This window comes from Pyxidicoccus xibeiensis (assembly GCF_024198175.1).
Classification (GTDB): domain Bacteria; phylum Myxococcota; class Myxococcia; order Myxococcales; family Myxococcaceae; genus Myxococcus; species Myxococcus xibeiensis.
This window is the reverse complement of record NZ_JAJVKV010000013.1, coordinates 244,107-268,827: the sequence shown is the minus strand read 5'-3', so window position 1 is coordinate 268,827 and position 24,721 is coordinate 244,107. Positions and strand designations below refer to the sequence as shown.

Annotated in this window: 26 protein-coding genes; 12 read left to right on the top strand and 14 right to left on the bottom strand. The window is 71.0% G+C overall.

What is annotated here, in order from left to right; translation table 11 throughout:
* The first annotated feature begins 45 nt into the window (after positions 1–45).
* Both LXT23_RS39295 and LXT23_RS39290 read left to right on the top strand, forming a co-directional pair.
* Positions 46–624, top strand: a complete 579-nt coding sequence (locus tag LXT23_RS39295) for a DnaJ-like cysteine-rich domain-containing protein (RefSeq protein ID WP_253985579.1) — start codon at positions 46–48, stop codon at positions 622–624.
* A gap of 113 nt (positions 625–737) precedes the next feature.
* Positions 738–1,688: a hypothetical protein gene (locus LXT23_RS39290; RefSeq protein ID WP_253985578.1), complete on the top strand. Its 951-nt coding sequence runs from the start codon at positions 738–740 to the stop codon at positions 1,686–1,688.
* 62 nt (positions 1,689–1,750) lie between these two features.
* Here the strand turns inward: LXT23_RS39290 and LXT23_RS39285 are convergent, their stop codons facing one another.
* From LXT23_RS39285 to LXT23_RS39275, 3 genes are read right to left on the bottom strand one after another with little or no spacing between them, the layout of a single operon-like run.
* Positions 1,751–2,947: a class I SAM-dependent rRNA methyltransferase gene (locus LXT23_RS39285; RefSeq protein WP_253985577.1), complete on the bottom strand. Its 1,197-nt coding sequence runs from the start codon at positions 2,945–2,947 to the stop codon at positions 1,751–1,753.
* A 4-nt stretch (positions 2,948–2,951) separates the two neighbouring features.
* Positions 2,952–3,779 carry an HAD-IIB family hydrolase gene (locus LXT23_RS39280; protein ID WP_253985576.1) on the bottom strand — a complete coding sequence of 276 codons (828 nt, stop codon included), beginning with the start codon at positions 3,777–3,779 and terminating at the stop codon, positions 2,952–2,954.
* Positions 3,779–4,966, bottom strand: a complete 1,188-nt coding sequence (locus tag LXT23_RS39275) for a hypothetical protein (RefSeq protein ID WP_253985575.1) — start codon at positions 4,964–4,966, stop codon at positions 3,779–3,781. The genes LXT23_RS39280 and LXT23_RS39275 overlap by 1 nt, the downstream gene beginning before the upstream one ends.
* A gap of 82 nt (positions 4,967–5,048) precedes the next feature.
* On the opposite strand from LXT23_RS39275, the gene corA reads away from it, so the two are divergent.
* From corA to LXT23_RS39255, 4 genes are all read left to right on the top strand, one after another.
* Positions 5,049–5,993 carry a magnesium/cobalt transporter CorA gene (corA, locus tag LXT23_RS39270; protein WP_253985574.1) on the top strand — a complete coding sequence of 315 codons (945 nt, stop codon included), beginning with the start codon at positions 5,049–5,051 and terminating at the stop codon, positions 5,991–5,993.
* A gap of 19 nt (positions 5,994–6,012) precedes the next feature.
* Positions 6,013–6,795, top strand: a complete 783-nt coding sequence (locus LXT23_RS39265; RefSeq protein ID WP_253985573.1) for an alpha/beta fold hydrolase — start codon at positions 6,013–6,015, stop codon at positions 6,793–6,795.
* Positions 6,796–6,874: 79 nt separating this feature from the next.
* Entirely contained in the window at positions 6,875–7,117 is a 243-nt protein-coding gene (locus LXT23_RS39260; protein ID WP_253985624.1) for a carboxymuconolactone decarboxylase family protein, read from the top strand.
* Complete coding sequence (locus tag LXT23_RS39255) at positions 7,118–7,489, top strand: carboxymuconolactone decarboxylase family protein (RefSeq protein ID WP_253985572.1); 372 nt, start codon at positions 7,118–7,120, stop codon at positions 7,487–7,489.
* Positions 7,490–7,495: 6 nt separating this feature from the next.
* Here the strand turns inward: LXT23_RS39255 and LXT23_RS39250 are convergent, their stop codons facing one another.
* From LXT23_RS39250 to LXT23_RS39225, 6 genes are all read right to left on the bottom strand, one after another.
* The gene (locus LXT23_RS39250; RefSeq protein ID WP_253985571.1) at positions 7,496–8,668 is read right to left on the bottom strand and encodes an ARPP-2 domain-containing protein; all 1,173 of its coding nucleotides are present in this window, start codon (positions 8,666–8,668) and stop codon (positions 7,496–7,498) included.
* Positions 8,665–10,152 carry a hypothetical protein gene (locus tag LXT23_RS39245; RefSeq protein ID WP_253985570.1) on the bottom strand — a complete coding sequence of 496 codons (1,488 nt, stop codon included), beginning with the start codon at positions 10,150–10,152 and terminating at the stop codon, positions 8,665–8,667. The genes LXT23_RS39250 and LXT23_RS39245 overlap by 4 nt, the downstream gene beginning before the upstream one ends.
* Positions 10,153–10,362: 210 nt before the next feature.
* Positions 10,363–10,740, bottom strand: coding sequence for a hypothetical protein (locus LXT23_RS39240; RefSeq protein WP_253985569.1), 378 nt, complete (start codon positions 10,738–10,740; stop codon positions 10,363–10,365).
* A gap of 36 nt (positions 10,741–10,776) precedes the next feature.
* The gene (locus LXT23_RS39235) at positions 10,777–11,781 is read right to left on the bottom strand and encodes a dipeptidase (protein ID WP_253985568.1); all 1,005 of its coding nucleotides are present in this window, start codon (positions 11,779–11,781) and stop codon (positions 10,777–10,779) included.
* A gap of 84 nt (positions 11,782–11,865) precedes the next feature.
* On the bottom strand, positions 11,866–12,996 hold the full coding sequence (locus LXT23_RS39230) for a serine/threonine-protein kinase (RefSeq protein WP_253985567.1): 1,131 nt from the start codon (positions 12,994–12,996) through the stop codon (positions 11,866–11,868).
* A 200-nt stretch (positions 12,997–13,196) separates the two neighbouring features.
* Complete coding sequence (locus LXT23_RS39225; protein ID WP_253985566.1) at positions 13,197–13,820, bottom strand: hypothetical protein; 624 nt, start codon at positions 13,818–13,820, stop codon at positions 13,197–13,199.
* 344 nt (positions 13,821–14,164) lie between these two features.
* Between LXT23_RS39225 and thiS the strand changes: the two genes are divergently transcribed.
* The 6 genes from thiS to LXT23_RS39195 all read left to right on the top strand — a co-directional run bounded on the left by thiS (position 14,165) and on the right by LXT23_RS39195 (position 19,005).
* Entirely contained in the window at positions 14,165–14,365 is a 201-nt protein-coding gene (gene thiS / locus LXT23_RS50500; RefSeq protein WP_253985565.1) for a sulfur carrier protein ThiS, read from the top strand.
* Between the two features lie 9 nt (positions 14,366–14,374).
* Positions 14,375–15,160, top strand: a complete 786-nt coding sequence (locus LXT23_RS39215) for a thiazole synthase (RefSeq protein ID WP_253985564.1) — start codon at positions 14,375–14,377, stop codon at positions 15,158–15,160.
* Positions 15,141–15,785, top strand: coding sequence for a thiamine phosphate synthase (locus LXT23_RS39210; RefSeq protein WP_253985563.1), 645 nt, complete (start codon positions 15,141–15,143; stop codon positions 15,783–15,785). Before LXT23_RS39215 ends, LXT23_RS39210 begins: the two co-directional genes overlap by 20 nt.
* Entirely contained in the window at positions 15,782–16,822 is a 1,041-nt protein-coding gene (locus tag LXT23_RS39205; protein WP_407692941.1) for a hypothetical protein, read from the top strand. Before LXT23_RS39210 ends, LXT23_RS39205 begins: the two co-directional genes overlap by 4 nt.
* 25 nt (positions 16,823–16,847) lie before the next feature.
* Entirely contained in the window at positions 16,848–17,735 is an 888-nt protein-coding gene (locus LXT23_RS39200; protein ID WP_253985562.1) for a DUF4129 domain-containing protein, read from the top strand.
* A gap of 109 nt (positions 17,736–17,844) precedes the next feature.
* On the top strand, positions 17,845–19,005 hold the full coding sequence (locus LXT23_RS39195; protein WP_253985561.1) for a DUF4350 domain-containing protein: 1,161 nt from the start codon (positions 17,845–17,847) through the stop codon (positions 19,003–19,005).
* A 9-nt stretch (positions 19,006–19,014) separates the two neighbouring features.
* On the opposite strand, the gene exoP is transcribed toward LXT23_RS39195, so the two are convergent.
* The 5 genes from exoP to exoL all read right to left on the bottom strand — a co-directional run bounded on the left by exoP (position 19,015) and on the right by exoL (position 24,560).
* Positions 19,015–20,217 carry a spore coat polysaccharide biosynthesis glycosyltransferase ExoP gene (gene exoP, locus LXT23_RS39190; protein WP_253985560.1) on the bottom strand — a complete coding sequence of 401 codons (1,203 nt, stop codon included), beginning with the start codon at positions 20,215–20,217 and terminating at the stop codon, positions 19,015–19,017.
* Positions 20,204–21,295: a glycosyltransferase family 4 protein gene (locus LXT23_RS39185; protein ID WP_253985559.1), complete on the bottom strand. Its 1,092-nt coding sequence runs from the start codon at positions 21,293–21,295 to the stop codon at positions 20,204–20,206. The genes exoP and LXT23_RS39185 overlap by 14 nt, the downstream gene beginning before the upstream one ends.
* Before the next feature lie 17 nt (positions 21,296–21,312).
* Positions 21,313–21,831: a serine O-acetyltransferase gene (locus LXT23_RS39180; protein ID WP_253985558.1), complete on the bottom strand. Its 519-nt coding sequence runs from the start codon at positions 21,829–21,831 to the stop codon at positions 21,313–21,315.
* Positions 21,832–21,927: 96 nt separating this feature from the next.
* Entirely contained in the window at positions 21,928–23,445 is a 1,518-nt protein-coding gene (exoM, locus tag LXT23_RS39175; protein ID WP_253985557.1) for a spore coat polysaccharide flippase ExoM, read from the bottom strand.
* Positions 23,442–24,560: a spore coat polysaccharide deacetylase ExoL gene (exoL, locus tag LXT23_RS39170; RefSeq protein WP_253985622.1), complete on the bottom strand. Its 1,119-nt coding sequence runs from the start codon at positions 24,558–24,560 to the stop codon at positions 23,442–23,444. The genes exoM and exoL overlap by 4 nt, the downstream gene beginning before the upstream one ends.
* Positions 24,561–24,721: the final 161 nt, after the last annotated feature.

Below are 24,721 nucleotides of genomic sequence, written 5' to 3'. Positions count from 1 at the left end.
GCAGTCTGGCGTTGAAGCCGCGGGCCCCCGAAGAGGAGCAGGACCATGGTGAAACCGGTGACCCAGTTCATGACCCGGTACCTCGTGCAGGAGTACGACACGGAGGTGATGAAGTATGCGGCGCGCCACCATGGGGATTTCACGGACGAGCTCTCCGCGCTCTCCGAGCTGTGCGGACCCGGCGTAGCCCCTCCCCTTGAGCGGCCTGTCATTCCAGACAGGGCGTGGCGCGAGGAGAATGAGCCGAAGGCGGACCTCGTGGCCGCGCGGACCGCCTTCCGCTACGAGAACCACGCCCATCCCCGCCTCGGGGAACTGCATGCCTTCTATCTGAGCGACATCGACCCCGACCTCCCGGAGCGGAGGTTGCGCCAGCTCATCTACGTCGCGGACGAGGGTAAGGGCTTCCTCGTCATCGCCAGGTATGCCCTGTGCGAACGGTGCCGCGGCACGGGGCAGACTGGCGGGAGTACCTGCCCGGAGTGCGCCGGAAGTGGTTGGCGGAGGGAGGCTGGCGAGGACCTCTCCGCCCCGGGGAGGCTCGTCGAAGCGACGAACTTCGAAGTGCCCCCCCACCCCGACGACCTCCCCGCCTGGGAGGCCCTCCAGCGACGTGTCCCCTGACACCGCGCGTCAACCCGGAATCTTCCTCCCCCACGCAACTTTCCAGGGATTCAGGTGACAATGGGGAAACGGCGTCTCGCGCCCATCCCCGCAGTCCGCAGGAGCCCCCCAGCATGAGCATCATCGATCGCGGCCGGAGCCTCATCTCGAAGCTTGGCACCACCACGCAGAACACCGTGGAGCGTGCCCAGACGGGGGTGTCCCAGGCCACGAACACGGTGAAGAACACCGCGCAGAACGTGGGCCAGCGCGTGGTGGACGGCTTCGAGAACGCCGCCGCCAAGGCGGACACGGTCGCCGGCGTGTTCACCGCGCCCAAGGGCGCGAAGGACAAGGTGTACGACGGCAAGCTGGTGGGCGCCGGCGGCCAGACGTTCGAGCCCGGCACGCCGCTGGACCAGATTCCCGCCTTCACGCCGAAGAACAACCCGGACGCGAAGGCCACGGTCATCTACACGAACGGCATCGCCACCGACAAGGACGGGCAGGCGCGTGAGCTGCAGGCGCTCGCGGACCGCACGGGCATGCGAACCCTGGGCGTGCACAACGCGACCGAGGGCGTGGTCTCCGACCTCATCCAGTGCGTGAAGGACAAGCTGGGCAAGGGCACCAACCCGGCCGTGGACACGCTGGCGGACACCATCTACGGCGAGCTCAAGGCGGGCCGGGACGTGCACCTGGTGGGCTACAGCCACGGCGGCCTCGTCACCTCGCGGGCGCTGAAGGACGTGGCGAACCGGATGCGCATCGAAGATGGGATGTCCAAGGCCCAGGTCGAGAAGGCCATGAGCCACATCAACGTGGAGACGTTCGGCGCCGCCGCCGCCACCTACCCGGACGGCCCCAACTACGTGCACTACGTCAACGACAAGGACATCGTCCCCACCCTCTTCGGCATCGGCGGCAGCGGCAAGAGCCCGCTGGACTTCATCCGCGACGCCGGCAAGGGCGCGAAGGTGCACTACTTCTCCGAGAAGAACATGTTCAGCGGCGCCCACGGCCTGACGGACACGTACCTCAACCACCGCGTGCCGTTCTCCGAGGCGCGCGAGGGCCGCTTCTAGAGTACTGAAAGCGCCACGGGCGCGGCTCGAGAGCTTCCGAGCCCGCCCGCTTGCGTCCCGCGCTACACCGACTGCAGCACGTAGAACTTGAGGTACTTCCCCTCGGGGAACTGCAGGCGCACGGGGTGGTCCGGCGGCTGGTAGCGCTCCTCCACGAGCGCCAGGTCCACGCCGGACTTGAAGCCCGCCTCACGCACCGCGCCCATGAAGTCGTCCGGCGTCACGCGCGCCGAGCAGGACGCCGTGGCCAGCAGCCCTCCCGGACGCAGGATGCCCAGCGCCTGCCGGTTGAGCGACGCGTAGCCGTCGATGGCCGCCTGCACCGCGCGCTGGGTCTTCGCGAAGGCCGGCGGGTCCAGGATGATGAGGTCGAACGTGCGGCCCTCTTCCTTGAAGGACTGGATGATCTTGAAGACATCCGCCGCCAGGAAGTCGTGCTTCTCCGCGGGCAGCCCGTTGCGCGTGAAGTTCTCGCGGGCCAGCGCGATGGCATCCGGGTCCTGGTCCACCGAGAACACGCTGTTGGCCCCGCCCAGCGCCGCGTTGACCGAGAAGCCCCCGCTGAAGCTGAAGCAGTTGAGCACGTCCCGGCCCTTCCCCAGCCGCCGGATGAGGTAGCGGTTCTCCCGCTGGTCCAGGAAGAAGCCCGTCTTCTGGCCCTTCCACGCGTCCACGAGGAACGTCGCCCCGCGCTCGCGGATGGGGATGAGCTCCGGCGCCTCGTGCCCGTACAGCATGCGCCCCGAGCCGCGGCCCTCGTCCTCGTCCACGTCGTCGCGGCCCACTTCGTCGCGGCCTAGGATGCCCTTGAGGCCCGGCACTCCGGCCTTGAGCGCTTCGATGATGAGCGGGCGGTACGGCGTCAGGCCCGCCGAGTACAGCTTCATCACCGCCCAGCCCGCGTAGAGGTCCACCACCACGCCCGGCAGCCCGTCCCCCTCGCCGTGAATCAGGCGGTAGCTGTCCGTGTCGGTGAGGTCGATGAGGGACGTGCGCTCGGCCAGCGCCTGCCGCACCCGCCGGGTGATGAAGGCCGCGTCCACCGCCTCGCGCGGGTCTCGCGTCAGCACGCGCACGGCGATGGCGGAGTGCGGGTCGTAGTACCCGCGCGCCACGAACTTGCCGTTCTCCGTCAGGTCCACCACCGCGCCGGCCGGAATCTTCGGCACGTGCTCCAGCGCCTTGCGGAACACCCACGGGTGCCCGGCGCGCAGGTGGCGCCCCAGTCCTCGCGCCAGCTCCAGCTTCACGACATTCACGGTGTCACTCCTCACGGGCCGCACGGCCCCGGCGGGCGAGGATGGCGCGCGCCAGCTCCTCGAAGCCCCGCCCCTCGGGCGCCCGGGTGATGAAAGCGGGCGGCGACTCGATGCGGTCCAGCACGTCTCGCACGTTGGCCACGCCCACGCCCAGCGCAAATGCCTTGAACATCGGGGCGTCGTTGAAAGAGTCCCCGGCGTACACGTAGCGCCCGTCCCCGGGCTCCAGCGTCTCGCCCCACGCCACCTTCGCGAAGCGCCGCGCCGCGCTCAGCTTGTCGAACCGGCCCAGCCAGCAGTTGACGTGCACCGACGAGCGCACCGCCGTCACCCCGCGAGCGTGCAGCAATTCTTCGATGCGCGAGGCCCCGGCGTCTCCCAGCCGCGCCTCCTCGTTGTAGTCCACGGCGAGGTCCACCTCCGTGTACGCGCTGTCCAGCGACAGCCGCGCCCCCGGCACCTTGCGGAGCACTCGCCCCACCTCGGCCTGGAGCCGCTTCCGGTTGGCCACGCGCTCGGCGGGCCCCTCCGCGTACACCTTCCGCAGCCGCCCCCGCGCCCCTCGCAGGAAGAACAGCCCCCCGTTCTCCACGATGACGCCGTCTACCGGGAGCTGCCGCGCCCACGCCTCGCCCCACCCCGCCGGCCGGCCGCTCACCAGCACCACGCGCAGGCCTGCTTCGGACAGGCGCTCGAGCGCTCGCACGGTGTCCGCGCGCAGCCGGTGCCCCGTGGTGAGCGTGCCGTCCACGTCCGTGAAGACGCCCTGCACCCGGGAAAGGTCCGCCGCGCGCAGCGGGCGCGGCGCGTCCGACGTCCTGGCCGCCGGCATCACATCACGTCCAGCTGGGCCAGCAGGCCCTGGAACGTCTCGATGGTGGAGCGCAGCTCCGGCCCGGAGAGCTGGGCAATCTGCAGCTTGCGCGCCTTGCGCAGGAAGGCGTCCAGCTCCGAGTCCCGTCCGTAGAGGGACTGGGCGCTGCCGGCCGCCTCCGCCAGCGCCCGGGCGGCCCCCGCGGGGTCCGAGCCCAGCAGCGACAGCGCGCGCTCCAGCCTCACGCCGCAGGAGGCCCAGACCTCGCGGTCATGGATGATGAGCACCTGCCGGTTGTTCACCCCCGACAGGCCGCGCACGAAGGCCTCCAGCTCCTCCACCACCGTGACCAGGTCCACCCTGCCGGGGTTGGGGAGGATGGACAGCCGGCCCACCTCCGCGCGCATCTCCACGATGTGGCGCTTGTCCTGCGCGCGCAGGTTCCGGTACGCGGCCGTGCGGCCGAAGGCGTCCAGCTCCGTCTGGAGCTGCTGCGCGTTCCACTGCACGTCCTCGGGCTCCGCGTCGCGCACCTTCTTGAGCCGCGCGGCGATGATGCGGGCCAGGTCGGAGGTGATGGCACGCACCGTCACCGCCGCCTTCACCTCCGCCTCGTAGCCGGGCACCACCTGGGCGCGCGTCACCTCGCCGAAGGTGCTCACCGACTCATAGACGAGGTTGCTCATCTGCTCGCGGAAGCGGGCCCGGAAGCGCTGGATTTCCGAGAGCAGCGTCCACCGGTCGCTCACCACCGACGGGTTGCGCATGGCCTCGCCCAGCTGGGTGACGCCCTGCGCGAGCTGGTGCATCGCCTCCTGGAGCAGGCCGGAGGGGTCATCCACGCCGTCCAGGGCCGGGCCGGCCTCGTTCGCCGCCCGGCTCACCGTGTCCGCGATGCCGCCCAGCGGCTGCACCGGGAACTGCTCGCGGATGACGTTGAGCAGCGCGTTGACGTCCATCACCGTGTCGCGGATGACGGGCGCCATCTCCTCCCACAGCGACAGGTCGGGAGACGAGTCCACGATGGGCGTCTCGTACTTCACCAGGTCCAGGTCGCTCAGCCGGGCAATGGCCTGGGCCGCGGCGGCATACACCTTTCGCAGCCGGCCGGCGAACGCACGGTCGGGGAGGGTCTGGAGGATCTCTTCGAGCCTCGGAGACAGGGAGGCCAGGGTGGTATCAGCGGCTTCGGACACGGGACGCACACTCTACTAGCGCTCGACTTCCGCGCGGGGGAGTTCTAGCACTCGGTTTCAGGCAGGGCCGCCTCTTGGGGAGTGCTACGGGATGATCCAGGTCTGTCTGTTGAAAGACGGTCAGGTGGTCAGCGGGGGGGAGGAGCTCCTCTCGCAGGAGGGTCGGAAGTGGGTCGACGTGCAGCAGCCGACCGAGGAGGAGATGAGCCGGGTGGCGGAGCGGTTCGGCCTGCACAAGCTGGCCGTGGAGGACTGCCTCCACCTGGATCAGCGCCCCAAGCTGGAGGAATACCCCAACCACCAGTTCATCGTCCTCCAGGGCTTCACCACCGCCAGCAAGGACGTGTGCGACCTCACGCTGCATGAGCACCACTTCTTCCTCGCCCAGGAATGGCTGATCAGCGTCCACGAGCTGCCCTTCGTGGGCTTCGAGGCGGTCCTCAAGCGAGTGAAGGAGGACCCGAAGGCGACGCTGGAGCGGGGCACCGACTTCGTCCTCTACATGCTGTCGGACGGGTTGGTGGACGCGCAGTTCCCCATCCTGGACGCGTTCAGCGACGAGCTGGAGGACCTGGAGATTGCCATCTTCGACAAGGTGGACAAGGCGCAGCTCCAGCGCATCTTCGCGATGAAGCGCATGCTGGTGACGTTCCGCCGGGTGCTGTCGCCCCAGCGGGACGTGGTGGGGCAGCTGTCGCGGCGGGGCATCACCAACATCAGCGACAAGTCCACGCTCTACTTCCGCGACGTGTACGACCACCTGGTGCGGCTGTACGAGCAGATCGACGCGGGCCGCGACATCGTGGGCAACGTGATTGATGGCTACCTCTCCATGGTGGCCAACAAGACGAACGACATCACCAAGCAGCTCACCATCTTCTCCACCCTCTTCCTGCCGCTGTCGTTCATCGTCGGCTTCTTCGGGCAGAACTTCGAGGCCCTGTCGACCCGGGGCTTCTATTACGCGATGTGGGCGACCATCATCGGGTTCCCGGTGGCGCTCGTCCTCTGGTTCAAGCACAAGCAGTGGCTCTGACGACTCGCGGAGGAAGACCATGCTGACCGTCACCGTGGATGGAGTCCCCCTGCACTACCGGGACGAGGGCCAGGGGATTCCCGTCCTGCTGCTGCACGCGTTTCCCCTCCATGGCGGCGCGTTCGACGCGCAGGTGAAGGCGCTGTCGGGCCGCTACCGCTTCATCGTCCCGGACCTCCGCGGGTTCGGGCAGAGCGGGCTCGGTGACGGGCCCACGGAGATGTCTCGCATCGCCGGGGATGCGCTGGCGCTGCTGGATTCGCTGAAGCTCGACTCGGTGGTGGTGGGCGGCGTGTCCATGGGCGGCTACGCGGCCATGGCCCTGCTGCGCGAGGACGCGGGCCGGGTGCGCGGGCTGGTGCTCGTGGACACCCAGGCCACCGCGGACGACGAGGCGGGCAAGGCACGGCGGGAGGCCTCCGCGAAGGAGGCGCTGGAGCAGGGCGTGGAGCCCCTCGTCCAGACGCTCCTGCCGAAGCTGGTGGCCTCGGGCCCGGACTCACCGGCGGGCCGCGAGGTGGCGGCGATGATGCGCACGGCCTCGAAGGCCGGCGTCGCCGCGGCCCAGCGGGGCATGGCGCTTCGGCCGGACAGCAAGGACATGCTGGCGCGCTACGCCGGCCCGGCGCTGGTGGTGGTGGGCGAGCACGACGCGATTACGCCGCTGGAGAAGGCCAGGGCCATGGCGGACCTCGTGTCCGGCGCGCGGCTGGAGGTGATTCCCGGCGCCGGCCACCTGTCCAACCAGGAGCAGCCGGAGCGGTTCAACTCAGTGCTGGACGGCTTCCTGTCGTCGCTCTGAGCCGTGCTGGCCGCGGCCTCCACGCCGTGCGAGCATCGGGCGGAGTCCGCCAGCCCCCAGGAGAGACACCGTGGAACGCATGTACCTGAAGGACGTGGAGGACCACGAGTCCGACGGCCACTACGGCCGGATGATTCGCATGGCCCGTGAGGCGGGCGCTCCGGTTCCGCAGATCTGGCACCTGTTCGCATACAAGCCGAAGATGACGGAGGCCCTGTCCCGCTTCACCCACGAGGTGATGCGAGGCCCCTCTCCGCTGTCCGCCGGCCTGCGGGAGCTCATCGCCGCGTACACGTCACGCGGCAACGAATGTCGATTTTGAATGGGCTCTCACGCCGCGGTCGCGGCGGAACTGCTGGGCAGCGCGGAAGTGGTGAACGCGGTGCTGGACGACGTGGGCTCGGCCCCCATCTCCGACGCCGAGAAGGCGCTGTTCGCCTTCGTGGACACGCTCAACCACCGCTCGTCGGAGGTGGGCCGGGAGGACATCGGCCGCTTGAAGGCGGCAGGCTGGACGGACGAGGCCATCTACGACGCCGTCAGCGTCTGCGCCCTCTTCAACTTCTACAACCGCTGGATTGACGGCACCGGCGTCCAGGGCATGTCCGCGGAGGCGTACCAGCGGATGGGCAAGCGCATGGCCCCGGGTGGCTACGCGCCGCCAGAGCCTCCGAAGGAACCGCCGAAGGAATAGCGGCCCTCAGCGCCGCTGCCGCCGCCGGGCCTCCTCGAGGACGTGCTCCTTGAGGAGGTAGCCGAAGCCGGCGTTGTCCAGGCGGACGACCAGGTCGTCCTGGGTGGCGCCGAGGCGCTCGGCCGCGTCCGCCAGCTTCCAGCCCGCGCTCGCGAGCTGCTGGAGCAGGTAGGCCCGCCGCGTCTGCGCCGCGGAGAGCCGGTACGTCTTGAGGTACATCAGCGCGCCGTCCTCCGCGACGATGGCCTCGCCCAGGTGGTTCTCCTCCGAGGGACGCAGGCTCGTGTGGAAGCGCTGGAGGAGGAACGGGCCGGCGTCGTAGATGCGCTCGGACGACACCTCGGCACCGAAGAGCGCTCCGGCCATGAAGCCATGGAAGTCCGCCCAGTCCGTCCGCATGCGCGACACCTCTGCGCGCAGGTCCTCCACGCTGGCGACGCGCGAGTCGTCCAGGCGCACCTCCAGCTCCGGCGCCCCACCGAGGAAGCCGTACTGGAGGAGCAGGTCCCCGTAGAAATCCTCCAGCAGCGGGCGGTGCAGCGCGCGGTAGTCCTCCGGGTGGGCCACCACGAAGGCGGACAGCAGCACGTCCGCGTTGAACAGCAGCAGCCCCACCTGATTCTCGTGAATCTCGAAGGTGCGCAGCGCGCCGTCGAGCGCGGAGCTGGCCCACCCCGGCACCGAGCTCTCGAAGCGGGGACTCAGCCCGTGGGACAACGCCTGGCGCGAGTACTCCGACCACGCGACGTCCGGCCCTCCGAAGTGCAGCGCCAGGAAGCCCTCCATGGCCAGGTGCAGCGGCAGCATGCGCAGCTGGTGGCGGTCCTCGCGGTGCACCATGCGGTGCAGCAGGCGGACGGAGAAGGGGCCCACCTTCACGCGCTTCCCATCCGGGGCGTGGAGCTGCGTGCCGAAGACGGCATCGGCCTGCTTGTTGGCCCAGCTCACCACCATGCCATGGGGAATGTACGAGCAGTACTCGAGGCCGGGTGCCTGCAGCTCGCCGTCCAATGACACCACCGTGAAGGCGTCATCGTACGTCCGCCGCGCGAAGCGCAGGTCGCTGCGCACGGTGTCGCGCAGCACCGGCACCAGGCGGATGCCAGCCCAGACCTGGGACGGCGCCAGCCGCAGCCCGGCGGGCTCCAGCCGCTGGAGGAGTCGTGCATCCGCCTTCATCCGCCCTCCTCCACCGGAGCCAGCTCGGCCCCGTCCACGCGCTGCCTCCGGCGGGCGTCGCGCTCCAGCACCTGCCGCACGCGCGCGGAGAGGTAGCTCTCGAGCTCCGCCAGCGACGCCGCGCCCTCCGCGAACCGCGCGAAGCCCAGCACGGTGGGCAGGTCCTCCGCCTCGCGCACACCCACCGTGGGGACGGCCGTCCCGAAGGAGCGCGGCGCGTACTCCTCCGCGTCGAACACCGGATTCACATGCACCAGCGCCGTGCGGCGCGCCGGGTCCAGCTTCTGGCGGAAGACGCGCGTGAGCTCGGCCACGGCCTTCGGCGGGTCGTTGTCGTAGCCGTCGGACACGATGACCACCAGCTCCGCGCCCCAGGCCAGCGCGTCCAGCAGCGGCGTGGCGAGGTCCGACTGCCCGCGCGCGGCGACGAGGACGGGGTCCTCCACCGGGCACGTCCAGAAGGCGCGGTACTCGCGGGACGCGGCGGACAGCAGGTAGTGCGCGGCCAGCGCCACGCCCAGCGGCCGGCGGCGCTTCTCCAGGGAGCCGGAGGCGGAGTAGCTGTCGTCCAGCACCGCGGCCACCCGGCCCAGGGACACGGGCGCCCGGCCCAGCACCCGCGCGGCGGACCGCGACAGGGCCTGGTGCAGCTCCTCGCGCCGCTCGCGCCGGGCCTCCGGCTTCAGCGCCAGCACGTAGAGCGCCAGCTTCGTCAGCGAGGCGCGCTCCAGGTCCACCGCGGGCGCCGTGCCGCCGGAGCGCGCCGCGGACTCCTGGAGGCGCAGCCGCTCCCCGGCCGTGAGGCGCGGCTCGATTCGCCGCAGGAACACGTCCCGGGGGATGCCGTGCTTCACCGCCAGGCCCTCGGCCACGGTGTAGGGCAGCGCGTAGATGGCCTCCTGCGTGTAGTGCGCCTTGCGGAAGGCCTCCAGCAGGGGCTGGGTGTACTCGCGCTTCTTCCAGCCGTGGACGAGAAATGGGCCCAGCTCTCCCTCCAGCTTCACGTGCGCATGTGCCACCGTCGCGCGCAGCTTGGAGCGGTACTTCACCGCGTCGAAGGCCAGGTCCGCGCGGCCCGCCACGTACTCACGGGCGATGGCGCGGGCACGGCGGTTGTTGATGCGCCGTGCGCGCAGGGACTCCAGCACGCGCCAGGCGCGCGGGGGCGGCAGGGCCCGCAGCGTCGCGGCGATGAGGGCGCCCTCCTCCCGGCGGTCCTCCACCGTGGCGGGGCTGCCGGCGGCCAGCAGGTTGAGGACGATCTGCGCCTGGTTGAAGTGGTTGATGCCGGCCGCGAGCGTGCGCGCGTAGAGGCGGCGGTAGTTGCCCAGGATGTACTGGTGCAGGAACTCGATGGAGACGGACTGGCCGCGCGCGTCACCGTAGAACTCCCGCTGGCCGGTGCAGGAGAAGCACGCGTTGACGAACATCACCAGGTCTTCGCGGGCGACCTGCTCGAGGCGGAGCTCCATCACCGCGGCCATCGTTGGCACTTCCTCTCCGGGCAGCCGGAATGGGACGGAAGCGCCGCTCGGGGAAGAGGGATACGACCAGCGGGTCAGGCTCCAAAGGCTTGAATCGGAAGTCGCATCGGAGTCCCGCGAGCGGCACTCCCAGGCTAGCACACGGCCCCGCCGGGGAATCCTGACACCCCGGCGGGCCCGTCCCGAGCAGGCCCGCCCAGGCTCAGGACTTCAGGGCTGGCAGGTCACCTGGCCGCCCGACTCCGTGCACGAGGAGCAGGTGGCCGTCTCCACCAGCACGCCCTGGCGGCACTCCAGGATGGCCCTGCCCGCCTCGTCGCAGCTGCCCGTGCCCTCGGCGCTGGAGGCGCAGGCGTCCCCGGCGGCGTTGCGCGACGTGTCGCAGCGCACGGAGTCGTCCGACTCACGGCAGCCGAGCGGCCCCTTGCAGGGAATCTCCCGCCAGACTCCGCCCCGGCACTCCAGCGCGCGGGTGTCTTCCTCACAGATGAAGCCGCTGCCCTCGCAGCTGTCTCCGGCGCTCTGGCCGCAACCAGCGAGGAGGAAGGAGCCAACCAGGGACACGGCGACGTAGAAGGAGCGGTTCATGACTTCCGGCCAATATTTCGGGCGTCCCGCCGCCGGTCAACCACCCAGTGTCCTTTGGAAGAAACGCCGGAAGTTTCCACCCAGGACGCGTTCCACCCAGGACTCCGGATGGCGGCGCAGCAGGGCCTCGGTGAGCAGGTGCAGGTCCGTGACGTCCTTCATGCCCTTGGGCAGCGGCACCATGCCGTCATAGTCCGAGCCCAACCCCACGCCCTCCTCGCCCATGACGTCCACGGCGTGCTCGATGTGGCGGACCACGTCATCCACCGAGTCCCCACCCAGGTACACGGGGGCGAAGATGATGCCCACCACCCCACCCCGGTCCGCGATGCGCCGCAGGGCCGCGTCCGAGAGGTTGCGCCACCCGCCGCCCGCGGCCCGCACGCCGGTGTGGGAGCAGAAGTACCGGACGGTGGGGTGGGCGAAGAGGTCCTCCAGCGTGCTCTCGGAGGCGTGGGCCACGTCCACGCTCAGCCCCAGCCGGGCCATCTCCTCCATCACCTCCTGGCCCAGCGTCGTCAGCCCCCGGTTGCCCATCATCGGGAACGAGGAGCCGCCCAGGTCGTTGTTGGACAGGTGGGTGAGGCCCATGAAGCGCACCCCGCGCCGGTGCAGCTCCGCCAGCCGCTCCACCTTCCCTTCGATGGCATGGCCCCCCTCCACGCCCAGCACCGCGGACAGCCGCCCGTGGGCGAGGTTGTCCTCCAGCGCGGCCGCGGTGGTGGTGATGCGCGCCGCGTCCCCGGAGCGGCGGCAGAACTCCTCCATGCGCTCAATCTGCCAGAGGGCCCGCGTCCACTCGCTGGCGCGGGCCTCGCGGGGCCAGCCCCGCCACGCGGCGAACACCGGGAAGCCTCCGATGAAGGGAAAGCCCCGCGTGACGATGGTGAAGCACTGCAGCTTCACGCCCGCCTCCCGCAGGCGGGGGAAGTCCACATGGCCTTCTTCGGAGCGGGCACACAGGTCGCGGTTCCACATGAGGGAGTCCGCGTGTCCGTCCGCGATGCACCAGCGCTGGTGGAGCTCTTTCACGTCACCCATGCACGGCAGTCTGCCCGGCCGGGAGCGCGAGACAAGCACCACCCGCATCCACCCTCCCGGTGCCCGACACGAGGCCGCTCCCGCTCACGTGTCCCGGGGCGGCGCCGCGCGTGACAGGGCCTCCGGCCGGGCGGAGTCCTCCCAGCGCAGCACGTCCGCGGCCCTGCGCCGGGCCCGCACGTCCCGGCGCACCTGGGCGGCCTCCAGCGCGGCCTCCCGGGGGCCGTAGGCGTAGCCCAGCCCGCCCAGCACCGCGCGCAGCGCGTCCCGCAGCTCCAGGCCCGACTGGAAGCGCTCGGAGGGCTCACGCCGGAGCAGCCGCCGGAGGATGGCTCGCATGGGGCCGGACGCGCCCTGGGTGGCGCGCTCCACGTGCTCCGGGGAGACGCACGCCATGCGCGTGGCCATCAGGGGCGCGGGCAGCCAGCTGGGCACCTCCGCGCGCAGGGCCTCCGCCTCCGGGAGGGGCCCCAGCGCCAGCGCGGCGCGCTCCACGTCCTCCAGGTCCAGCAGGTGCAGCCCGGTGAGCAGCTCCAGCAGCACCACGCCCAGGGAGAACAGGTCCGAGCGCCCATCCAGGGGCTGGCGCGCGAGGGCTTCCGGAGACGCATAGGCCACGTCCCCCCGGACGACATGGGCCTCCGTGCCCACGCGGCCCGGCAGCTTCGCCCACGCCATGGCGAAGTCCGACAGCTTCACGCGGCCATGGACGTCCAGGCGCAGCGTGCGCGGGGACACGTCCCGGTGGACGATGCCGAGCGGCTGGCCGCGCCCGTCCTCCAGGGTGTGCGCATGGTGGAGCGCGTCCGCGACCTCCGCGCCCACGTAGGCGGCGAACGCTTCCGACAGGGGCCGCCGCCGCAGCGCCGCGAAGCTGGTCAGCGTCTCCAGGCTCTGGCCCTCCACGTACTCCATCACCAGGTGGGGCGAGCCTTCGTGCACGCGCACGAGGAACACCTGGGCGATGGAGGGGTGGCTGAGCCGCATCAGCAGCTTCACCTCTTCGCGCAGGCGCGCGCGGCCGAGCGCATCCCCGGCGTCCTGCAGCCGCTTGATGACCACGAGGTCCCCGGGCGTGTCCGCGTAGTGCCTGCGGGCGAGCAGCATCTCCCCGGGTCCCCGGGGGACGAGGAAGCGGACCAGCTCATAAGAGGTGGCCCCGGCGGTGAAGAGGATGAAGGGCTTGGAAGAGGGCTGCTCGGGGTGGGTGGCCATATGCCTCCTGGGCAGGAAGTCCTCCCCTGGGTTGGGAAGGCGTGAGAAAACCTCACGGGTCCCTCCTACCACCCACGTCCGACACACCCTCCCGACCTCCCAGCACGGATTCGGGGATAAAAAGGAAACGGCCCCCGCCGAAGCAGGAGCCGTCCCGGAGCGACCCGTGAGGAAACGCGCCGCCCCCTGCGCCGTGAGGCCTACTCCTTCTTCTGGGCCGGCTTGTTCACGGTCAGCTCACGGAGCACCATGTCCTTGCCCTCCATGACGTAGGAAGCGCGGACCTGGCTGCCCTCGGTGATGTCGTCCAGCTTGACCGGCGCGTTGTTCTGCATGATGCGCGTCTGGTCGTTCGTCTTCAGCTTCAGCTGCTTGTTGTTGCTGGTGTCGACGACGGTCAGCGAGTCACCACCGGTGGAGAGCACCCGGCCGTTGACGCTGGTGGGCACAGCGGCAGCCGCGCCGGCCGTGCCGGAGCCGCCCGTGGCCAGGTCGTCGTTCAGCTCACGCTGGTCCTCGGCCAGGTCCTCGTTGCGGTTCTGCTGGGCCTGGGCCAGGTCCTCGCGCTCCTCCTGGACGTCCTTCTGCGCGCCCGCGATGTCCTCACGCGCTTCCTGCTGGGCACCAGCGACTTCCTCCTGCGCCTCCCGCTGGGCCTCCGCCGACTCGCGGCTCGCCTCCTGCTGGGCCTCCGCCGCCGTCTGGCTCGCCTCCTGCTGAGCCTCGGCGACGTCCTGGCGCTCGGACTCGACGTTGTCGCGCTTGCAACCAGGAACCATCGCCAGACCCGCCACTGCGGTGACCGCAATCATGAGCTTGCGCATTTTCGTGTCCCTTTCACTTGGTGGCCGGAGAACCTGCTCCCCGGCGTTGGACAGAAAGTGAGGGTGGCTCCGCCCTTTGGACAGGGGTTGTCATCGGCGTGCCATGCCTTAGGGGGACCGGCCCGGAGGCACGGCGCCCGGCTGCCTGGCTGCTGATGGCGGAAACAATGTCCGGAGTCGCACGACGTGTGGGAACGCGCGTTCACATGGAGGGCAGCCCAGGTCCCTCCCGCCCGGCGCCGGGAACCACCGTGGGCGGCCGCACTCCCGTGGAGAGCGCGTTGACAGCGCGGGAGGCCCCCTGTAGTCCGTGCCCAGGTCCCGTCGGAAGGAGCCGTGACGCCGTGCAGGTCTGGGTCAACGGAGAGACGCGCGAGGTGCCAGAGGGCGTCACCCTCTCGGCGCTGCTGGAGTCGCTTCAGGTGGGCGGTCCCGGCGTGGCCGTGGAAGTGAATGCGGAGGTGGTGCGCCGCGCGCGCCACCCCGAGCACCACCTCCAGCCCGGGGACCGCGTGGAGATCGTCACCTTCGTCGGTGGCGGCTAGGAGACCGACATGAGCATCCAGGACAAGCCCTTCACCCTCGCGGGGGTGACCTTCAGCTCGCGCCTCATCCTCGGCACGGGAAAGTACCCCAGCCACGAAGTCATGAAGCGCTGCCACGAGGCGTCCGGCACGGAGATGATCACCGTGGCCGTGCGGCGCCTGGACCTGAAGGCCACGGGCGAGGCGTCGCTGATGAGCTGGATTGACCGCAACCGCCTGCGCCTGCTGCCCAACACCGCGCTCTGCTACACGGCGGACGACGCGGTGCGCACCTGCCGGCTCGCCGAGGAGCTGGGCATGAGCAAGTGGGTGAAGCTCGAGGTGCTCGGCGACGAGAAGACGCTCTATCCGGACGTCGAGGAGACGGTGAAGGCGGCGCGCATCCTGGTGAAGGAGGGCTTCACCGTGCTGCCGTACACCAGTGATGACCCCATCACCGCGCGCAAGCTGGAGGACGCGGGCTGCGCGGCGGTGATGCCGCTGGCGGCGCCCATCGGCAGCGGCCTGGGCATCCGCAACCCGCACAACATCCGCCTCATCCTGGAGACGGTGAAGGTGCCCGTCATCGTGGACGCGGGCGTGGGCACGGCGTCGGACGCGGCCATCGCCATGGAGCTGGGCGTGGACGCCATCCTGATGAACACGGCCATCGCCGGCGCCCGGGACCCGGTGCGCATGGCGGTGGCCATGAAGAAGGCCGTGGAGGCGGGCCGCGACGCGTACCTCGCCGGCCGCATCCCCCGGAAGGCGTACGGCTCCGCGTCCAGCCCCATCGATGGGCTCGTCCACCACTAGCCTTCCCCGCCTGGTCGTCATCACCGACTGGCGCCTGCCCCCCGGGCGCCTGCTGGGGGCGCTCGCCCGGGCCCTGCAGGCGGGCCCCGAGGTGGCCGTGCAGCACCGTCACCCCGAAGCCACCGGGCGTCGCTTCCTGGAGGAAGCCCGCCAGCTCGCGGCGCTCTGCGCGGAGCACGGCAATCCACTGTTCGTCAACGGCCGCCTGGACGTGGCCCTGCTGGTGGGTGCGCACCTGCACCTGCCCGCCCACGGCCCCACGCCCCGGGACGTGCGCCCCCACCTGCCCCCGGAGCGGCTCGTCAGCGTGGCCGTGCACGACGTCGGCGAGGCGCGGGCGGCCAGCGGAGCGGACCTGGCGCTGGTGAGCCCGGTCTTCGCGCCCGGCTCCAAGCCCGGGGACACGCGCGCGACGCTGGGCCCCGAAGGCTTCCAGGCCCTGGCGGCGGTGCTGCCCTGCCCCGCGCTGGCGCTCGGCGGCATCACCCCCGAGCGGGCAGGTGCGGTGCGTGGCGCGGCCGGCTTCGCCGTCATCTCCGCGGTGCTGGAGGCGGAGGATCCGGCGGAGGCGGCGCGGACCCTGCTGGCCGCATGCCCGGCGCGGGCTATGCTGCGCGTCCCGTGAGCACTCCTTCCGCCGTCCCCGAGCTGCGCCCCCTCGCCATGGGCGAGATGATCGACCGAGCCGCCACCTTCTGGCGCGGCCATCTCAAGCCCCTCTTCGTGCTGAGCTTCGGCTTCTCGCTGGTGAACTACATCGCCACGAAGTCCACCATGCTGGGCGTCCAGCGGCTGGCCCCGGCTCTCTACGGGCCGGATGCGCAGGCTCGCGCGCAGGAGAACCCCGCGGCCGTCCTGGGCGACGCGAGCGTCTCCATGGGGCTGTGGGTCATCCTCATCGTCTTCCTCTTCTGGAGCTACTGGCTGGCCACCACCGCGGCCGCCCGGTACGTGGTGGGCGTGCACTTCGGTGAGTCCGCGCGCCCGGCGGACTGCCTGCGCCGCGCCTTCTCCCGCCTGGGCACGCTGTCCGCCGCGTACCTCATCGCGATGGCGTGGGGGGCCCTGATGACGGTGCTGATGCTGGCGCCCGGAGCCCTCATCGGTGGACTGGCGGCCGGGGCGGCGGTGACGGGCTCCAATACGCTGGCCGTCATCCTCGCCGTGGTGGCGGCTCCGCTCGCCCTCCTCGGGCTCGTGGGCGCGATGCTCTGGTTCTTCCTGCGCTTCCTGCTGCTGCCCCCGGTGCTGGCCATGGAGGACCTGGGCGCGTGGGACACGTTCAAGCGCTCGGGAGAGCTGCTGTCCGGGCGCGTGGGGCCGGGCTTCCTGGGCCGCGTGCTGGTGCGCGCGATGATTCTCTACACCGTGGTGAGCTTCATCCTCATCTCGGTGCAGCTCGTCTCCGGCATCCCCTCGTGGGCGGTGATGGCGCCGTATGGCAGCCCGTTCGACGCGGGCACCATGGCGCGCACGCCGCAGTTCCTGCTGGTGCCCGCGGAGCTGGTGCAGGTGGTGGCGCAGTCGTGCTTCACGCCCCTCTACTTCGTCTTCTGCTCCCTCTTCTATCTGGACATGCGCGTGCGCCGGGAGGCGCTGGACCTGGAGCGCCGGCTGGAAGGCACGCCGGTTTCGCCGCCGGCCACCACGCTGGCTGTCTGACGCCCTCTTCCCACGCGAGCCCTTCGTGCCGAGCCTGTCCCTGCTGATGCTGCTGGCCGCCGTGCCCTGCGCCGAGCGCGAGGCCACCACGCGGCTGTTGGAGGAGACGGCGAGGAGCCAGCCCTCGGAGCTCCCGACGCTGGTGAGCGGCGTGGCCATGCGCATGGGCGGCATGCCGCTCCCTCCCGAGGAGGAGGGCGCTTCGGCTCCCGAGCGCGCGCGGCAGGTGACAGGCTTCCTGGAGCGGGCCTGTGCGCTGGAGGAGGCGGACCGGGCCTCGGCGGTGGCGGCGCCCGCCAGTGAGCCGGAGCGCCTGAAGGCCATCCTCGACCGGCCGGAGTTCGCCCGGGCCCGCCAGCGGCACGGAGATCTGCTGAAGCGGCTGATGCGCGAGGTGGAGGCGTGGCTGGAGGGCCTCTTCGAGTCCCGGGAGGCCCAGGAGTTCGCGGTCGCCACCCGCGCGGTGATGCTGGGACTGGGGCTGGCGGTCATCCTGTGGGCCGTGCTGAAGCTCGTTGCGATGCGCGGACGGAAGGTCACCGCACCCGAAGCGCTGCCGGCCGCCGCTGCGCCCCTGGTGCTGGACTCGCCCGGGGAGCACCTGCGACGGGCGCGGGCCGCGCTGACGGGCGACGCGCGCGAGGCGATTCGCGAGGGACTGCTGGGCCTGCTGTCCGCGCTGGAGCAGCGGCGGCTGGCGCGGCCCGACCGCGTGAAGACCAACCGCGAGCTGGCGGCGGAGCTGCCGGCCCGGGGCGCTCCCGCGCCGGTGGTGAGCGAGGTGGAGCGGCTGGTGGGTTGGTACGACCGGGCCTTCTATTCGCTGGCGCCCGTGCCGACGGAAGAGGCGGCGCGCTTCGTGACGGCGGTGGAGCACCTGAACGGGACACTGTCGGCGGAGGGCGCACGATGACGGCGGCCTCTCAGGCGTGCGCACCGGCGGGCGCGATGTCCGGCGCAGGGAGCCATGCTGGCAGGCACCGCGCAAGGGCCTGGCCCCTGGCGAGCAGGGAGGCGTCACGGTGAAGAACCACCGGCTCACCGCGGCCTTCGGAGTGCTCATCGCCCTGGCGCTGGCAGTGGGCCTGTCCACGCGCGAGGAGGGACCGGAGTCCCTGGTGCCCACCATCGCGAACACCGGCGCCCAGGGCGCCCGCGCGCTCTACCTGTACCTGCGCGAGGGTGGGCGCACGGTGGAGTCCCATGCCGAGTCCCTGGAGTCGCTCCCCACCACCGCCCGCACCGTGGTCCTCGCCGCGCCGCAGGGCCGGGCTGTAACCCAGGAGGAAGTGCTGGCGCTGGACCGCTTCGTCCAGCAGGGCGGCACCCTGGTCTACCTGTCCTCGCGCGAGCTCGGAAAGCACCAGGCCGCGCTGGAGGACTGGCTGCGGCTGGAGACGGGGCCGCTGATGCCCGGGAGCAGTCGCGGCCTGGGCTCGAACCTGGCGGACGCTGGCGGCACCACGGCGGACGTGTGGCTGGCCGTGGGGCCGCTGCGGCACCTGTCCGCCCTGCGCGTGTCCCAGGACCGGGGGCTGCGCATGGGCCACGAAGACGCCATGCCCCTGGCCGGCCTCGGCGGCGCGGCGGCGGTGTGGCGCTGGCCGCTCGGCAAGGGCGAGGTCTACGTGCTCGCGGGCGCGGACCTGGTGGAGAACCGCCGCCTCGAGCTGCTCGACAACCTGCGCTTCTGGGACGCCCTGGCCGCGCGCGGCCCGCTCCTCTTCGACGAGTACCACCACCAGCTCGCGCCGCCCCCGCCCCTCTCCCGGGGCATCTGGGTGTTCGTGGCGCAGGTGCTGGCCGTCGGGCTGCTCTACGTCGTGGCCCGGGGCACGCGCTTCGGCGCGCCCCGGCCGCTGAGCATCGAGCGGCACCGCTCCGCGCTGGAGTACGTGCGCAGCATGGGCTGGCTGATGCGCCGCGCGAAGGTGGAGCGCGAGCTGCTGCCCGAGCTGGACCGCGCCCTGCGCCAGCAGATGCAGGAGCGGCTGGGCATCCCCATCGGCCTTTCCGACGCGGATGCCGCCCGCCTCATGGAGCGCGGCGGCAACGACTACCTGGAAGCCAAGGCGGACCTCACGCGGACGCACGCGCAGGCGGCCATTCCTCCGGCCGACTACGCGCGCGTGGCCCGCCGCTACGCGCACCTGGAGCGCATGGTGACGGGCCGTGAGGCCTGAGCTCGCGTCCTAGAGCGGCTTGCCGTCCGCGACGAGCGCGGCCCCCACGTGGTGGCGGATCTCCTCGACCCGCGCATCCCAGCTCTCGGTGAAGATCTTGTCCGCGCGCTCGCGGCTGGGGCCGGGCCCTTCCGCCAGGCACTCATCCACCTTGCGCACGAAGTCCTCGGTGGACGAGGCAATCTTGCACAGGCCCACCTTGCGGACCTCCGGCAGGTCCGACGACACCACCGGAAGACCGGACGCCAGGTACTCGCGCACCTTGAGCGGGTTGGCGTTCAGCGTCAGCTCGTTGACCTTGAAGGGCATCAGCGCCACGTCGAAGGCCTTGCTGTAGCCGGGCAGGTCCGCGTACGGCTTGCGGCCCAGCATGTGGATGTTGGGCTCCTTGCGCAGCGCCGAGTCGTCGCAGTCCGGCGTCGTCTTGCCGATGATGACCACCGAGCCCTCCGGATGGGCGCGGGCCGTGGCGATGATGGCCTCCTGGTCCACCCACTCGGCCACCAGGCCGAAGAAGCCGATGATGGGCTTGGGCAGCTTCGCGATGTCCGCGGGGATGGGCGTGGCCGGGTCACACGCCTTCACGAAGTGCGTGAAGTCCGTGCCGTGCCGCACCAGCACCGTGCGCGGGTTCACCTTCGACTTGTTCTCCCGCAGCCGCTCCGCGGAGGTGATGACCAGGTCCGCGCGGCGCAAGAGCCGCTCCTCCAGCTCCGCGATGTGCTTGCCGTTGGTGTCGCTGAAGGCGGAGAACTCGTCCACGCAGTGGTAGACGACGAACTCCTCGCCCAGCGTGCCGGACACCGGCGCGGACGCCGGCAGGAAGCTCCAGGAGATGGGCTTCTTGAACTTCAGCTGCCGCATGGCCCGCAGGACCTGGAGCCGCAGCAGGTGCCGGTTCGCCGTGCGCACCACCTCCGAGCCGTAGAACGGAATCGCCAGCGGCGACAGCACGAAGAGGTTGGGCTCCACCTCCTTGATGCCCTCGGTGAACTTCTCCAGCTTGGCGAAGATGCGCTTCGCGTCGTGCGCATTCACGCGCGGCGCGCGGTTGCCGATGCTGTTGACCCAGAGGATGCGGTTCTCCCGAGCGAGGATCCGCATGATGTGGACCTTGGACAGCGGGTCGCCGTCCCAGTCGTTGGAGAACACCACCAGGTCGCGCCCGCGCAGCGACCGGCGCGCCAGGTCCATGTCATCACTGCGCCGCATGTCTCGTCTCTCCCATGTCGAAGACTTCGTCTTCGGATTGCTTGAAAGGAATCTCTCCGGACGCTTCCGCGTACAGCTCGAGCAGCTCCGGCCCCACGTCCACCGACGGGACGTAGGCGGGCCCCGCGGCCACCGCCTCACGCACGCCGCGCGCCAGGTCCTCGGCGTTGCCAGCCTCGAACACCCGCGTCCCCTCGGGGCGCTTGCACACGTCGCTGGCCACGCAGGGCACGCCCAGCGCCAGCGCCTCGCGCACGGAGATGGAGTCCCCGTCATGCGTGGTGGGCCGGATGAACGCGTCACTGCGGGCGATGAGCCCCAGCGCCGCCGGGTGCTCCAGCTCGCCCAGCACTTCCAGCTGCCCCGCCACGCCCAGCTCGCGGACGTCGCGGAGGAACTCCTCCGAGTCCGTCCCCGGGCCGAAGAGGGCGAGCCCCACGTCCGGCTGCTCCTGCGCCAGCAGCTTCAGCGCGCGGAACATCAGCTTGCGCCCGTACACGGGCGAAGGGTGGTGCGCCATGGACAGCAGCGGCTTGCGCCGCGTACGCGCCGCCTCCACCACCGCGGGCACCGTCCCCGGCCGCACCTGCGAGGCGCAGAAGGCCGGGAGGACGACCACCTTGTCCTCGGGCACGCCGCACCCGACCACCGCGTCCTTCACCGCCCCGGACACGGCGACCACGCACGCGTAGCCCGCCAGCGCCACGCGAGCGAAGTTGCGCCGGGCCGCGGAGGCCGCCAGGTAGTCCGGCAACAGCCCCGAGTGCAGGGTGATGACGCGGGCGGAGCGTGAGCCGGGCAGCCCGCCCACCATTCCCGCCAGCACCCAGGACTTCGGGTTGTTGCCGCTGGTGTGGACGTGCACCGTCCACCCCGAGGAAACGAACCCCGCCAGCTGGAGGGCGAAGCGCGCGGGACTTCGCATCGGAAGGACGTCCGGAGCCGGCCGGCCGCCCTTTCCAATGTCCAGCACCGTGGATTCGACCCCGCAACCGCGCAGGTAACCGTGTAGCTGTTGTACGTGGATGGCCACGCCACCGTACGGTGGCGGGTAGTCCCCGACGAGGAGCACTCGCATGGAGGTAGCGCCCTTCCCTACTGCCGCATGGAAGCCGCGGGAGGCACGGCCGACAGCGGCGCGCGCTGGGGCAGCAGCCCCATCTCCCGCTGGTACGTGGTGAGCGGGTCCGGGTCCTGCCGGATGACCTTGGCCGGGACGCCGGCCACCACCGTGCCCGGGGCCACGTCCTTCAGGACCACCGCGTTGGCACCGATGACGGCGAAGTCGCCAATCTTGATGTTGCCGAGGACCTTCGCCCCCGCGCCGATGCGCACGTAGTCACCGATGACGGGCGCGCCCTCGAGGCCCGAGCGGCCGCCGATGGTCACCTGCTGCGAGATGAGGCAGTTGCGCCCCACCTTCGCGGCCTTGTGGATGACCACGCCGATGCCGCCATAGCCGAGCTGCGTCCCCTCCCCGATGTCCGCATCCTCGGGGATGTACGAGCTGTGCAGATAGTAGATGGCCTTGCGCAGAATGGCCGGCAGCAGGGGAACTCCCCGCTTCTTCAGCCCGCGCGCGAGCCGGTAGAACGTCATCGCGTCGACACCCATCACGCCTCCCTCACCCCTGTTTCCCGACGGGCAGGAAACTAGGTACCCACCCTTGAGGACGGAAGTGCCCTCCCCGCATCGACTTCCCGACGCTCCCTAACCCCGGCGAGGCTTCAGCCCCGCGAGCACGCTGAGCGGCCGCACCCCCGTGGCATACAGCGCCACCAGGTAGCCCGTGGCGAACAGCACGCCGGCCACCGCCAGCGGCAGCACGCGCCAGAGGAAGCCCTCCGGCAGGTGGCCCCAGGCCCCGTGCGCGCCCGCCCTCAGCAGGAAGACGCCCGCCGCCGCCGCCACCGCCGCCAGCGACGCCTTGCCCAGCTCCCTCCATGGAATGACGTCCATGATGCCCAGCGACAGTCGGGGCGTGGACAGTGCCGCGGGAACGCGCGTGAGCAGCATCGCCTTGCCCACCAGCTCCGCCACCGCCCACGAGCCGATACCGCCCATCAGCCCCAGGTGCTTCACGCCCAGCCACACCAGCGGCACCGTCACCGCCGCCTTCACCGCGTACGAGGCGAAGATGGCGCGCGTCTGCCCCCGGGCCCGCAGCGTCCCATCCATGGGGAGGATGGACAGCACCACGCCCAGCACGCTGATGCGGAAGACGGGCACGGCGGCCAGGAACTTCTCGCCGAACATCGCCGAGATGAACTCCGGCGCCGCCGCGAAGAGGAACGCGGCGAAGGGCAGGAAGACGAAGGCCAGCTTCCCCGCCGCCTCCTTGAAGGCGTTCACGCCCTCCTCCAGGCGCCCCTCCCGCTCCAGCTCGCCCAGCCGCACCATCAGCACCTCGCTGGTGGGCGTGTAGAGCAGGTCCACCACGGGAAGCTGGAAGCAGCCCACCCGGTAGAGCGCGTACAGCGCGGGCGCCACCGCGCCGGCCACCGCGTACAGGTGCGCGTTCTGTTGAGGAATGGCCAGCAGCATGGCCGCGCCGAAGGGCGCCGCGTACGCCAGCTGCTCCTTGAAGAGGGCCCGGCTCGCCAATGGCCCGGTGAGCCCGCGCAGCGACACCGCCCAGGTGGCCGCGTAGCGCAGCGCCGCGAAGGCCGCCACCGCCACCATCATCCCGTACAGGGACGCGCCCAGCAGCGGCGGCACCACCATCACCGCCGCGCGCACGGCGTCCGAAACCAGATACACGCCCGCGGACGCGCGCGTGCGCCCCTGCGCGGTGAGCGACACCTCCAGCGGGAAGCTGCCCAGCAGGAACGCGGTGTAGGCCGCCAGCGGCAGCCGGTACTCCATCAGCGCCGGGTTGGAGAACCACCCCGCCACGTACCCCAAAAGCCCCCACACCCCCGCCGCGCCCACCAGGCCCGCGGCGGACATGAAGAGCAGCGTCTGCCCCAGGAAGGGCCGCTTCGCCTCCGCGCGGGGCAGGAAGTAGTAGAGGCTCTGCACCACGCCGAACGGCAGCACGTAGTAGAGCGTCGTGGCGATGAGGAACAGCTGGTAGTACGTGCCGTACTCGTCCAGGTGCAGCACCCGGGCGAGCACGAGCGGAATGGACAGCGTCAGCCCGGCGGTGAACAGCCGGGCCAACACCAGGGGGCCAGCGCGCCCGAGGAACGAACCCTCGGGCTTCGCTGGCGTGGGACTGCCGCTCACGGAACCTCCTTGGCCGGCGACGCCGCCGCCTCCGGACTCACGATGTTGGCCGCCACCATGGTGCCGAGGCTCGCGGAGCTGAAGTGGTGCGGGCGCTTGCCCGGCACCGGATGACTCATGCCGAGCACTCCGAAGCAGTCGTCGAACTGGCACGCGGTGAGGGACGACGAGTAGTCCCCCGTCATGCCCAGGCTGAAGTTCTCCCACAGCACCTTGCGCTTGAGGGTGAACGGGTCGCCCCCGATGCGGTTGGGGAAGTCCTCCGTGGTGACGCCCGAGCGGAAGCCGTTGGACGACAGCACGCGGATGACCTCGTCCGAGTACCAGCCGTTGCAGTACGCGAAGTCGCGCACGGTGATGCCCACCTCGGCCTCAATCGTCCGCTTGGACTCGAGAATCTCCCGCTCCACCACCTCCTGCGGCTCCAGCGTCAGCACGGTGTGGCCCAGGGTGTGGGCGCCGAACTCGAAGCCGTCGCGCGCCATGCGGCGCACCTCGTCCCAGTTCATGACGTCGCCCTGCTCCGGCACCAGGTCCGGCCCGCCGCCCAGCTGCTGCTCCAGCGCGTCGATGATGTCCGTCAGCACGCGCGTGGGGTGCTCGCCGATGAAGTCGTCCAGCGCGGCCGACACCGTCTTCTGCCCGGAGAGGATGGGGCCCAACAGCTCCAGCGACGGCGCGGGCAGCGCGTCGTACAGGGGCCGGAAGTGGCGCTCCTGGACGCGGCGCAGCAGGTGGAACAGCCGGTCGTGGTTGAAGCGCTTGTTGGTACCGATGAAGGCCGTGGGCAGGTAGGTGATGGCCGGCACCCCCATCTGCTTCAGGACGGGGTACGCGTACCGGTACACGTCGCGGTAGCCGTCGTCGAACGTCACCACGCACAGGTCCTTCTTCGCCACCCGGCGGCCGTTCATCACGTCCACCGCGTCGCCGATGGAGGCCAGCTCGTAGCCCGCCGCGTTCGCCTCCTCCAGGTGCCGCCGGAACGTCTCCTGCGAGATGAGCAGCCCCGGGATGGAGCGCTGCAGCTCCCCCGTGAAGTCGCTCACCACGCGGTGGTAGCTCACAATGAGGATGCGCCGCCCACCCGACTGGGCCCGCCGATATGCCGCCATCGCCCGACGCAGCCCGCTGTAGTGCATCATCCCAGCGGCCGCCGCCTTGACTGCCCTTCGTACGACCTTGCCCGTCGCCATCACGCCCTCCGCGCGAGGAGATGACCTCTCGCCCGCCTCCTCCCTCAGGAGGAGAACCCACGCCGCGCCAGTGCAGGGGG